Origin of the sequence: Rhodococcus sp. 14-2470-1a, from assembly GCF_002259425.1 — a bacterium.
In the GTDB taxonomy this organism is placed as follows: domain Bacteria; phylum Actinomycetota; class Actinomycetes; order Mycobacteriales; family Mycobacteriaceae; genus Rhodococcoides; species Rhodococcoides fascians_E.
The window spans coordinates 271,907-283,059 of the sequence record NZ_NPFZ01000010.1; the positions used below are offsets into that span (position 1 = coordinate 271,907).

Annotated in this window: 9 protein-coding genes and 1 pseudogene; 3 read left to right on the forward strand and 7 right to left on the reverse strand. The window is 58.3% G+C overall.

Going from position 1 to position 11,153, the window contains the following annotated elements:
* Positions 1 to 635: 635 nt before the first annotated feature.
* From CH292_RS29615 to CH292_RS05985, 4 genes are all read right to left on the reverse strand, one after another.
* Positions 636 to 1,586, reverse strand: coding sequence for a glycosyltransferase (locus CH292_RS29615; protein WP_094654244.1), 951 nt, complete (start codon positions 1,584 to 1,586; stop codon positions 636 to 638).
* A 9-nt stretch (positions 1,587 to 1,595) separates the two neighbouring features.
* Positions 1,596 to 2,783, reverse strand: a complete 1,188-nt coding sequence (locus CH292_RS29260; RefSeq protein WP_094654245.1) for a glycosyltransferase family 4 protein — start codon at positions 2,781 to 2,783, stop codon at positions 1,596 to 1,598.
* Entirely contained in the window at positions 2,770 to 4,326 is a 1,557-nt protein-coding gene (locus CH292_RS05980) for a sugar transferase (RefSeq protein WP_094654246.1), read from the reverse strand. Before CH292_RS05980 ends, CH292_RS29260 begins: the two co-directional genes overlap by 14 nt.
* Positions 4,327 to 4,900: 574 nt before the next feature.
* Positions 4,901 to 6,220, reverse strand: coding sequence for a UDP-glucose/GDP-mannose dehydrogenase family protein (locus CH292_RS05985; protein ID WP_094654247.1), 1,320 nt, complete (start codon positions 6,218 to 6,220; stop codon positions 4,901 to 4,903).
* Between the two features lie 367 nt (positions 6,221 to 6,587).
* Between CH292_RS05985 and CH292_RS05990 the strand changes: the two genes are divergently transcribed.
* Complete coding sequence (locus tag CH292_RS05990; RefSeq protein WP_094654248.1) at positions 6,588 to 6,854, forward strand: hypothetical protein; 267 nt, start codon at positions 6,588 to 6,590, stop codon at positions 6,852 to 6,854.
* A gap of 50 nt (positions 6,855 to 6,904) precedes the next feature.
* On the opposite strand, the gene CH292_RS05995 is transcribed toward CH292_RS05990, so the two are convergent.
* Positions 6,905 to 7,435 carry an AAA family ATPase gene (locus tag CH292_RS05995; RefSeq protein WP_094654249.1) on the reverse strand — a complete coding sequence of 177 codons (531 nt, stop codon included), beginning with the start codon at positions 7,433 to 7,435 and terminating at the stop codon, positions 6,905 to 6,907.
* Positions 7,436 to 7,533: 98 nt separating this feature from the next.
* Positions 7,534 to 7,802 (reverse strand): annotated as a pseudogene (locus tag CH292_RS06000) (siderophore-interacting protein); the annotation flags it as partial.
* Positions 7,803 to 8,081: 279 nt separating this feature from the next.
* Between CH292_RS06000 and CH292_RS06005 the strand changes: the two are divergent.
* Together CH292_RS06005 and CH292_RS06010 are read left to right on the forward strand one after the other, a co-directional pair.
* A complete protein-coding gene (locus CH292_RS06005) occupies positions 8,082 to 8,867 on the forward strand; it encodes a hypothetical protein (RefSeq protein WP_094654250.1) in 786 nt (261 codons plus the stop codon).
* Between the two features lie 323 nt (positions 8,868 to 9,190).
* Positions 9,191 to 10,093 (forward strand): TIR domain-containing protein, encoded by a 903-nt coding sequence (locus tag CH292_RS06010; protein WP_179277919.1) that lies wholly within the window; start codon positions 9,191 to 9,193, stop codon positions 10,091 to 10,093.
* Between the two features lie 521 nt (positions 10,094 to 10,614).
* On the opposite strand, the gene CH292_RS29270 is transcribed toward CH292_RS06010, so the two are convergent.
* Entirely contained in the window at positions 10,615 to 10,746 is a 132-nt protein-coding gene (locus CH292_RS29270; protein ID WP_256977950.1) for a hypothetical protein, read from the reverse strand.
* Positions 10,747 to 11,153: the final 407 nt, after the last annotated feature.

Sequence of the window (11,153 nt, forward strand, 5' to 3'; positions counted from 1 at the left end):
AGATGCAGCCTTGAACTCAGATGCTGCGTTTACATGCAATCCGCGAGCACTCTTTGCTCCAATCACGCGAGCCGGCACACCACCCAGTGTGCAGCCGCCATCTGGAAAGCTTCGATTGACGACGGCATTAGCACCGACAGCGGTTGCTTCACCAATCGTAATCCGACCGAATAGTTTCGCACCGGGTCCCAAGTAGCAATTGTTACCGATTACGGGAGTAGCGTCTGCTTCGCCCGCTGCCGTGCCGATGTTCACACCAGCATGGACTCGGCAATTGCTACCAATCCGTGCGTGTGAATTGACAATTATGTCTCCACGATGGGCGATGGAAAGACCTGGTCCGAAGGTATTTGGCGGGATCGAGAAGCCAAGTCTTATTCCTGCTGACCGGAGTCGATATTTCGCTATTAGCAATCGAACCGTCGACCTATTGCAGTTGAGAATATACTCCACCCTACGCAAGCGGACTTGGTACTCCCAGATTTCATGTTTTAGTCCCAATGTCCTCAGTATCTTCTGTTTGATTGAATGGGGTACTCCAAGTGCCGATGCGTCTTGCTTCAGGAATAGCTCGTAGTCCAGGCGAGAGTTGATCCTCATTGTGGCGTCCTGCACATCTTCACCGCTTGCTTTCGTCATTTCCTATCCTGACTAACGCGTGTGGCGGCGGCGGTCTGGAGATCGCTGAAAGTTATCGCACACGCATCCGCTTCGACAACGAGCCCGAGTCCTGATAGCCGACTGCTTATCTGAACCTGGTGGTCATCGATGTGCTCACCTCTTGACCTCCTACGGGGAACCATGACTGGACACTTTCCTGAATCCAAGATTCGGATCGCTGACCCTACTCCGGCATGCGTAATGATCACGTCAGATTCCATCACCAACCGATCAAAGTGTTCAATCGGCATAGACGTATGCACGACCCCTGGAAGGTCTGAGCGGTCGGTCGCGCCAAGTTGCCAGACAATACGTGTGCCGCTCGGTACGATGTTCTTGACCCTCTCTACAAGGGAATCGAATCTATAAGGCTTGATTGTTCCCAGGGTAACGAAGACTTGCTTGACGATGCCGTCAGCAGTTGGCGATAATTTCGCAGCGTAACTGTTTAGAACCGACGTCTCGTATGTCCAATCCTCGTTCGCCCACGATGGATGCTGAGTAAATCGCCTTATCCCCGGAATGAATCTGAGCGACTTTCCCGTCAGAGAAGGTCCGTCGAACCTAGCGACACTTTCAATATAGACAGAATCTTTTCTGAGCGCCTTTGCGACAGGCAGGGCCACGCCCGCGATTGCGGCCCCAGTACTTACTGCGACATCGAATCTCTCTCTAGCCATTATTCGCGCAATATGTGGCGATGAACGAAGTGCCGTAGCAAAGTCTCTTGAAGCGATATATGGGATGTACTCGACCCGTTCGCCTGCGAGCAATGAATTCGACTGAGCGTTACTGAACGTAATCCACAAGGGTTTTGGAGCAATACCCATTTGCTGACTAAGCTTATGGAGCTGCTGCAAATGCCCGCCCGTGGAGGCGCAAAGAATTGCCCGGCTTCCATTTCTTATTCCGAAAATGTCCGACATTGCGATCCCTCATTTTCCAAAAGCGTTTATTATGGCTAGCCACTCAAGCTCTAATTTTTGCGCCATTTTCTCGGATGAATAGCTCGCTTCGATTTTGCCTATCGAAGAGCGCGACATGGATGACAAGCGGCTTTCATCCGCTATCAGCATTTGTATTGCGTCCGCAAGCGCGGTTGCGTCGTCGGTGCCAACAAGTATTCCTACGTCTGCGGTCACTACTTCCGGTATTTGCCCCACAGGTGTGGAGATTATCGCGCAACCCGCGGCCATAGCTTCCAGTATGAACATAGGCATGGCTTCGTGCCGGGCTGGAAGAAGCGCAATTTTGGTCTTGCAGAGGCGGTCCATGAGACGCTGATGGCTCTCAACGCCTGCGTATTCGAGCCTGGGTAGATCAGGCCATTCTGAAATATCGCTCTGTCTGGGACCGATCAACTGCAATACCCATCCATCAGTACATTCGCCAAGCTGACGCCACGCACGGATCGCTACGTCAACCCCTTTCCGCCGCCCAAGCTCGCCGGCCATAACTATGCTGTTTGTTCGCGTAGTGCCACACGGACGTTCACCGATTTCTACGGCGTTCTTGATCTGGATTACACGGACATCTTGCGGCGACCGCACAACAGATTTTATGGCGGAGGATGTTTTGTCCGTCAGTGTGAATACAGCGTGGGCACTTGTTAGTACCCATGCTGTAGTTCGTGGATGTCGATCAGCGTGCGCAGGAAACTCGCTGCCGTGAAGTTGTACCGCAGTCGGAATTCCCAGGGCTCTTGAGAGGATCACTAGGGAACCTTCTCGGACGAACGATCCTCGTTGCGACATATGGAAAATTGCAAGGCTTCTCTTTTTTTTTAATCGCAAAGCCATTAGCCGACGGACACTCGCAGCGAATCGGATGGGGTCTTTGCGGTTTCGTTTGCCATAGGTTGTCCGAACGCCGGACACTTCGACAGTCTCGAATTTCCAAGTACAGTAGGAATTGATTACTTGCGCTATTCCGCCAGGCATTTCCCCCTGCGGCCCAAAATGCACGACCTGTACCGTTTTTGGCGATGTCGATCGAGCACCCGGCCGAGTGGTTTCCGCGTCATCTTGAACGCCTAAGTAGCTGTTCATGAGACTTCTGCGCTTCCTGTGTACCTTAATTTCCCGGCCGAGTGCGTGGTCGCATTCATCATCAGTAAGCTCCATCGCTTCCAGCAACAGCTTTGATGGTTTTGGCGATGATGAGCAGGTCCCCGACCATGGACCAGTTCTCTACGTATGAAAGGTCGAGCCGAACGGTTTCTTCCCACGAGAGGTCGGAACGACCGCTAACTTGCCAAAGTCCGGTGATACCGGGCTTAACTAGGAGACGTCGTCGGACTTCTCCGTCGTACGTCTCCACCTCGCGTCGCAGCGGCGGTCGAGGACCGACAACGCTCATCTCGCGCCTCAGTACGTTGAGGAACTGCGGCAGCTCATCGATGCTGAAGCGACGCATGAACTTGCCAACCTTGGTGATGCGTGGGTCGTCACGCATCTTGAACAGCACGCCGCCTTCGCTCTCGTTCTGCGCAAGGAGTGCGTCCACCTGCTTGTCGGCATTCTGCACCATGCTGCGGAACTTGATCATCGCGAACGGCTTGCCGTCGATGCCCATCCGCTCGGACTTGTAGAACACCGGTCCCCGACTCGTCAGCTTCACGGCCAGCGCGGCGATCAGCAAGATCGGTGCGATCACGAGCAGAACTGCACTCGCGAAGATGAAGTCGAAGGCAGTCTTGCTGAAGCGCGTTGCACCGTTGTACTGAGGCTTCTCCACGTGGATCAACGGGAAGCCGGCCACCGGGCGCATCACCAGACGCGGGCCGGCGACATCGACGACGCCAGGTGCGACCACGAGGTCGACGTTCTTCTTCTCCAGATCCCAGACCATCTTGCGAATGCCCTTGTTCCCGAGGTGCTCGGTAGCGGTGACCGCCACGGTGTCGGCGCCGGAGAGCTCAATTGCCTCGATCACGCTGTGCTCGTCGCCGAGCACTGGGATCTCGTACCCCTCGACCGAGACTGCGTCGCGTTTCGGTTCGAACCCGGGGAGACACATGCCGACGACGCTGTAACCGGATGACGGCGAGCGCTCGAACTGCTTGGCCATGGACACGGCTGCCTTGCGGCTACCGACGATGAGAACAGCAGTCTGATACTTGCCCTTGCCGCGTTGCTTGGAGACAACCTTGCGCCAGAGCCAGCGGCTGACGAGGAGACCGAGCAGTCCGACAGGAAGTGCAATGGCCAGGTACAGCCGAGCGATGTCGACCTTGAGGAGCAGGGACAGGATCGCAATCACGCCGAAGAGGCGGAAGGTGGCAGAGACGATGCGGCGGTACTCCTCCGCCCCGTTGCCGATGACGCGCGGAGATCGGGTCCGGAAGATCGCGAGGAACGCGATCCACAGCCCAGCGAGTACGAGCGAGACGCCGGTGTAGCTAAGAGTTGCGGTGAGTCCGTCGCTCTGCAGCTCGCCGAAGCGAATCATCTGGGCGAGTGCGACGGACAACACGATGACTATGACATCGGAGACTCTGAGCCTGTCGATGTACTGGTGCTCCCACACGCGACGAGAAGTAAGCCGGCGCACCCGCCAAGTGCTCTTCTCGACGACCTTGGTCTGTGGAGTCTGCTGCACCGATCCCAGTGTTGCCACCGACTCCCCCTCCTTCGCTGCTCCGGCAGCTTTCGGCCGTCGGTCCATGGTTCGAATGTGCGAACCTTCTCCACTCACATCTGCGCTGACGTGAAGAAATCGGTCCAATGGCCCGAACTGCTCGAGCGTTCAAATTTTCGCACGCCGGGGGAAACGTGACTCTCCAAGTGGGTCACATCACAGAATCATTACGCCCGACCCACTTGGTTTACCACACTCACAATCTGCCACGAGGGCATTCATGTGAGAAATCCCGACGAAGACTGCATCGAAGAACGTTCAACTTTCGTTACAGCGTGATCCTACAATCCCTAGATTGATCGAAAGACACTGCGCTCCAAGCACTTTGATTGTGCCACTTCACAGTCGCGACTTCGTCGGCGCGAGCGTTAACACCCAGGAAACAAGCAAGGTCGATCGGTCTTAACACGGCAAAACAATGCCGACGTCGAAACCGCCTTGGCGACTCACTTACAAACTCAAACGGTCATTCTGCCTGTTTCTCGGACGGGCTACAAACGCCGGCGGGCATTCTTTAATCCAAGTGAATGACCCGAGTTTTCTTCTGGCTGACTTACAGCAGTTTTACCTGCACTGATACCGAGAACGGGCTTGGCGGACATCATGGCCTTCCAAGCCCCCGGTACGTCCACCCCGCTGCGCGCCACTCGATCGGGTCGAGGCAGTTGCGCCCATCTATCAAGGTTTTCGCCCGAACCACGCCGTCGAGGTCCGCAGGCTTGAGGGCCTTGAACTCTTTCCACTCCGTCAGCACCAGCACCACATCGGCGCCTTTACATGCCTCCAACGCCGAGGCGCTGTAGCCGAGAGTGGGGAACAGCGCCCGCGAGTTGTCCATGGCCTTGGGGTCGTACACGTTGACCGCAGCACCCTGGAGCTGGATCTGACCCGCGACGTTCAGTGCCGGCGAGTCACGGACATCGTCGGAATCCGGCTTGAACGCCGCGCCCAGGACACCGACCCGGGCTCCGAGCAGAGAACCGCACGCCTCACGAGCCAGCTCGACCATCCGAGTACGGCGTCGCATGTTGATGTTGTCGACCTCACGGAGAAAGGTGAGCGCCTGGTCAGCGCCTAGCTCGCCGGCGCGCGCCATGAACGCCCGGATGTCCTTCGGCAGACAGCCCCCGCCGAAGCCGATACCGGCGTTGAGAAACTTGCGGCCGATCCGGTCGTCGTGGCCGATAGCGTCGGCCAGGATCTTGACGTCGGCGCCAGATGCTTCACAGACCTCGGCGATGGCATTGATGAAGGAAATCTTGGTGGCGAGGAAGGCGTTGGCCGAGGCCTTGACCAGCTCCGCCGTCGCCAGGTCGGTGACCAGGAACGGGATCTCCTCGTCGAGAAGCTGCGCGTAGACCTCACGAGCCAGGGCCTCGGCCCGGCCCGGTCGGTCGCGGTCGACTCCGAGGACCAGACGATCCGGGTGCAGGGTGTCCTTGACCGCGTAGCCCTCACGCAGGAACTCCGGGTTCCACGCGATCTCGACGTCGTTGCCTGCGGGTGCAAGTTCCCTGGCCAGCGTTCCAAGGCGGGCGGCGGTGCCTACGGGAACGGTCGACTTGCCGAAGATGACGGCCGGCTTGGTGAGCAGCGGCGCGAGAGTCTCGATGACGGAGTCGACGTAGATCATGTCCGCCGCGAACTCGCCCTTCTTCTGCGGAGTGCCCACCCCGAGGAAGTGCACCTCGGCGAACTCGGCGGCCTCTTCGTAGGAGGAGGTGAAGCGAAGTCGTCCGGCGGCAATGTTTCGCTGCAGGACCTCTTCGAGTCCCGGCTCGTAGAACGGGACCTCGCCGGCTTCGAGCTTGGCCAGCTTGGCCGGGTCGACATCGACGCCGAGCACCTCGTGCCCCAACTCGGCCATGCATGCCGCATGGGTGGCACCGAGATAACCGGTGCCGAACACTGTGATCCGCATAGCGCTGTTTCCCCCGTCAGAGACCGAACTCGAGAATCGATTGAGATGTCAGAGATGGACTCGAGGCACGTCTGCGCTGACGGCTGCTCTTGCCTTGCACATAGTAAACGCTTGACCCGACAAGTCGCGAGACGGCTTCGGCCCTCCGGTTCCCAGTGTGCCCACCTGATCGTGATCTCGCAGCATTCGCGAGATCACCGCCAGGACAACAGGACACGAACATGAGGTGAACCAATCGCGCGGCACTTTTTTGGTTGTCATTCGAGCGAATGACTCGCTTCGGAGTACGAATCACAACGATCGCAACTGTGTACTTTCACAAGCCGACCGTCGGACAATCGATGTTCCCAACCGAAAGAGGTGACCCATGTCCGATGCTCGAGCCGACTACATCGATGACAACGTTCGTACCCTCGTTCGGCTGTGTGGCTACTCCGCCGACCGTGCGCGAGCGGAACTCACCGCCTTCTCCCATCGCGAGAAGGTTGGACTGATACCGGCGAGCCGAGCGCTGCAAGTGTTGGTTGAAACGGTAGGAGCGGCAGAGAACGCCGACACCGCCGACGCCAACCGTCGCCAGTGGCGGGAAATTCTGCGGACGCCAGAGGGTGAGGGCTACTCGCTGGCCGCCTGACCGCGGCCTGCCGTCGCAACCTCGGACTGAATGGCTCGCTTGCAAGACGGCTAGTTACTGCCGCGACTGCAGTGCGTCCGAGATGTAGTAGCAACCGCGTCGGGATGGCGGTGAGTTGTATCGACCACCGTCGCTACGTCGTGCAGCCACGCGTCCGCCGCTTCGAAGTACGGGTCCACATAGGCATAGCGAAAGGTCGACGGACCCATCACTTGGTCGTTCTCGATCCGCCGTCGAAGAGTTGTTTCATCGGTGTGCAGAACAAAGTGTTGGACAGCAATCCCGTGCTCCGCGAGTCCGTCGCTGATCTCACGCCAGTACTTCTCGATGAGGAAGGTTATCGGCACGATCAGGGTCCCACCCGTGTATTCGAGTACCCGGCGAGCTGTTTCGACGACAAGCGGACGCCACGGCGGCCAATGCTGAAAATTATCGGTCGCGGGGAGGCCCGGCGAGATGTCCATCAACGTCTCGCCGACCTTCTCTGCGTCGAACACACGCGAATCAGGCAAACGCTGCTGCAGGCGATGGCTGGTGGTCGTCTTCCCAGCACCGTGCGTGCCGTTGAGCCAGACGATCATGAAGCCGACGTTACCTGCAGGCTGTTCGCATCGAAGGCATCATCGATGCTGGCGTCGTGCTCGGGACGCAGTCAGGCGACGACGAATTCGCACCGTTTCGCGGACGCCGCCCACGGACCGGCAACACCTTCGTCACCGTGCACGACGCAATCGATTGCGATTTCCTACGCGTCGGTGTCGACGGAACAACGGTGTACATGCGCAGCACCTCATCGCCCTCAGGACCGAAGATCAGCTTCACGTAGGAATCGGTGAAGTCCACCGGTTGGAAGTTGTCGAATCCCGGATCACCGAGGTAGACCCGCTGCATGTGCGGCGTGAGTTTTTCGGTGCGAAGAACTGTCAAAGTCGTCTTGCGTCTAGCCACGTGTCGAGCCTTTCCGAACTGCCGGGAATCGTCGTCGGCGTCTGGACAGATATGCCCACGCCAGTCGGCGCGGATAGTGAACACTCACACCTTCCCCCTCTCGCGGAAATCCAATGCAGCGCCCACCTCGTCGAGGCCGGGCACCGTTCCCCCTGCCAGATCGTTCAACGTCCACAACACCGCCAGTGTCAATTTTTGGCGGTAGTTGAGAGGGCGAAAATTTGTCGGTCCGCGCCGTTATTGTCCTGTTCGGAGGGTTAGCCAACTCGGGAGGGGAAGATGACAGGACTTGAAATCGCCGTGGCCGTGGTCACCATCGTTGGATACGTCGCTACCGCCATCGGTGTGATCGTCGCACTGTTCGCAGCGCTCGTGATCGAACCGAAACGCGCGCGGACGGATCGCGATCAACGAGACGATCTCGCTCGCGAGGACCGCGAGCGTTACGAAGCGCAGATGGCGACTTTGTTACGAGCGGAGAAAGATCGGATCGCGGCCCAGGCGCGCAAGGTGATCGTAGGTATAGATACAAACAGGTTGCTGGGAGAAGACGTTTTCTTCGTGCGAGCGGTCAACCACAGCACTGCTCCAATTGGAGAAGTCAGCGTTCGCGTACACGCGGTTGATTCCGATGGAAACGAAGTCGCTGATGGATGCGAGCAAGCGAACAGGAGCCTGGGTGCAGATGTGAACGTCTCGAAGATCGTCGCTGACGTACTCAGCGAGACGATGGCTAAGCAGATGCGGAAGTCACCGATGGGCGGCATAGGAGCAATGGGCGGCCTGCAGGGCTTTCAGCAGCAACACCTGCAGAACCAAATGCGCGGAACCATCCAGAGCACACTTGGCCCGCCACTGCAGTCTGTGGTGAACGATGCTTTGCAGGGGCTGCTCACAGACGAATGGCGCTCCACCTTGTCGCCCTCCCAAATGGCAATTATGGGCTATCACAAGACTGCCGGGGTACGCCTCGCCGCGGAGATTTCCTTCACGGACGAAGCAGGTTACCGATGGGTCCGCGACGATCGCGGAGTGCCGCGACAGGTCGGAGGCCCCGATGCCTGATTACTCACCAGTGCCGAAGTTCTACCCCGGCCTAATCGTCCGTTATCTCGGAGATCTTTGGATCGTTGATGCGTCGGGGCCTACTAAACTTCGCCTCGCGGAGTCCCTGACAGCAATGAACATCATCATCAACAAGGAAGCTGCATCATCGGTCGTGGCCCTTCTCCGGAGGAAGCCGACGCCGCGGCCGAAGGAATCGAGCAGCGATTTCTAGGCTGAGCCGACCTCGATCCGGATCCACTCGATTGCGGATCCGGATCGACGCCAACTGGTGACCGCCAAGCACCCCGATCGCACCGCTCAGTCCTGCTAGTCTGCCGCTCGTGGCAGACGACGTAAAGATCTTCATCAGCTGGTCGGGCGACCTATCGCGGGAGATCACGAAAGTTCTCCGACTGTGGCTACCGAAGATGTTCGATCGGGTCCAGCCGTGGATGTCGGATATCGATGTCGCAGCGGGATCCCGCGCGCTGAAGGACATCGAAGACCAACTTAACGGCAGCGACTTCGGCATCATCGTCGTTACCACGGAGAACCAAGACAAGCCCTGGCTAAATTTCGAAGCTGGCGCACTGTCGAAGCGTTTCGACAATAGTCTCTCGCTCGTGGTTCCGGTGCTGGTGAACTTCAACGACTTCTTCGAGATCGGCGGGCCCATTCGGCAGTTCCAGGGTGTGATGCTGCAGAAGCAGAATGAACCTTACAAAGAAGGTGTCCGAAAGCTCCTCCAGTCGATAAGCGCAGTCGCTTCGACAGACTGGAGTGCTGTCGAAGCGCGATTCGAGTGGTCCTGGGAAGAGTTCGTCGCAGATGTCGAGGCCGCGAAGTCAAGAGTCGAACAGCAGCCGGAGCCTCCGAAGTTCGACAAAGACGATGCTCTGCGCGAGATCCTTTACCGGATGGACCGGATGGAACGAGTTCAGGCAGTCCCGTCCTCGTCCGCGTCCCGCACTGCCGACGACGACGACGACTATGCCCGGGCACAGTCGCTCATTAATCGCGATCGGAAGCTTGTGCATCACGCGTTGCAAAAATCTGGAATCAACCACACCAAGATCCGCATTGTCCTGATTGACGACAAAGAGGTTGCAATTGTGTCGGTTCTGACGCTTCCAGAAAAGTCAGCTGCCGCCCAGGCCGCCAGCCGAGTCCGAGCAGCTACTGGAATGGGCCTCCGCTTTCAGCTCGCAGACAAAAACGATATCTCCAACTTAGTCACACTCTGACGGCAGCTTGGGCCCGTGGAGCGCGCAACAAAAAAATGGACACGTACCGCTGATGAGGTGCCCCCCTCCGGTAAATCCCCAGTTCAGAGGCGCAAATAGGCCTATCGCGCCATCGCTTCAGGCTCCAGAAAGCCAAAATGCGTTGCACTGCAACGTAATCCGTCTCCGATAGCTACCACGCCAGGATGGGAGTCCGCGCAGTGACTACCGGAGCCGGATGTTCGGAGCGATCCGCGGCTGTTCCACCAGCTGCGTTGCGCTCCTGATGTCGCATCCCAGCGCTCCGCATAGGAGGGCGTGGCCAGGGTGCGACGGTTACGGATCGAGCAGCTGCCCACAGGGACAGGAGGGCCCGAAAGCTGCTGATCCGTAAGTTCTAGCGGATCCAGTCCGTAGGCTCCTCCGCGGCGCCATCGGTGCCAGGTTCGCTGTGGCCGATCTCCGTTACCGGGATGGTTACCGGCATCGAAGCGAGCACCTTCGCGGCCTCTGGAGACTGCTCCAGCAGCGTCCGCCACTTGTCAGCGTCCGCCGGGAGCCAGATGGCCCTGCGTGATCGCATCGGTGATCTTCTGCTCGCGTTCCCGCTTGGCAGCAACCGCTGCGATCGTCGCACCTTGTGCAGCCGCGGCCTTCAGCTCTTCGTACTTCACGATATCGATGGGGATCGTGGCGCCAGCCGCTGCGTCCGCTTGCCTTCGAGCATCAAAAAATCTTGGATCCTCGAACTGTGGCGGCTCCAGCCGGGGCTGAGGGCAACGACCTCCACATCCATCGTCTGAAGTTCACCATCCCGACTGATCGTCAACGGTATGACTTCGCCCTTCGCCTTTGGTCACTCGAACTCCTGGCCGTCATACACGATGGGGTACCAGATCATCGGTTTCCTCCCTCGCCGATGCTTGACTCCTTGGTCTTGCTGGCTTCCATCTGGATCTTCAGCATCCGCTTCTGAACCCGCTGTCAATGGCCAAGATGAAGTCCCCGCTGGTGGCCAAGTAAAAGTCCCCACCCCGTGTTGATGTTTCCGGTTGGTCAGGGGCGGTCCTTTCGGTGTTGT

Coding starts and splice junctions, on each gene's coding strand:
- CH292_RS29615 (WP_094654244.1), bottom strand. CDS start 1,586: ATGTCGGACATTTTCGGAATAAGAAATGGAAGCCGGGCAATTCTTTGC.
- CH292_RS29260 (WP_094654245.1), bottom strand. CDS start 2,783: ATGGAGCTTACTGATGATGAATGCGACCACGCACTCGGCCGGGAAATT.
- CH292_RS05980 (WP_094654246.1), bottom strand. CDS start 4,326: ATGGACCGACGGCCGAAAGCTGCCGGAGCAGCGAAGGAGGGGGAGTCG.
- CH292_RS05985 (WP_094654247.1), bottom strand. CDS start 6,220: ATGCGGATCACAGTGTTCGGCACCGGTTATCTCGGTGCCACCCATGCG.
- CH292_RS05990 (WP_094654248.1), top strand. CDS start 6,588: ATGTCCGATGCTCGAGCCGACTACATCGATGACAACGTTCGTACCCTC.
- CH292_RS05995 (WP_094654249.1), bottom strand. CDS start 7,435: ATGATCGTCTGGCTCAACGGCACGCACGGTGCTGGGAAGACGACCACC.
- CH292_RS06005 (WP_094654250.1), top strand. CDS start 8,082: ATGACAGGACTTGAAATCGCCGTGGCCGTGGTCACCATCGTTGGATAC.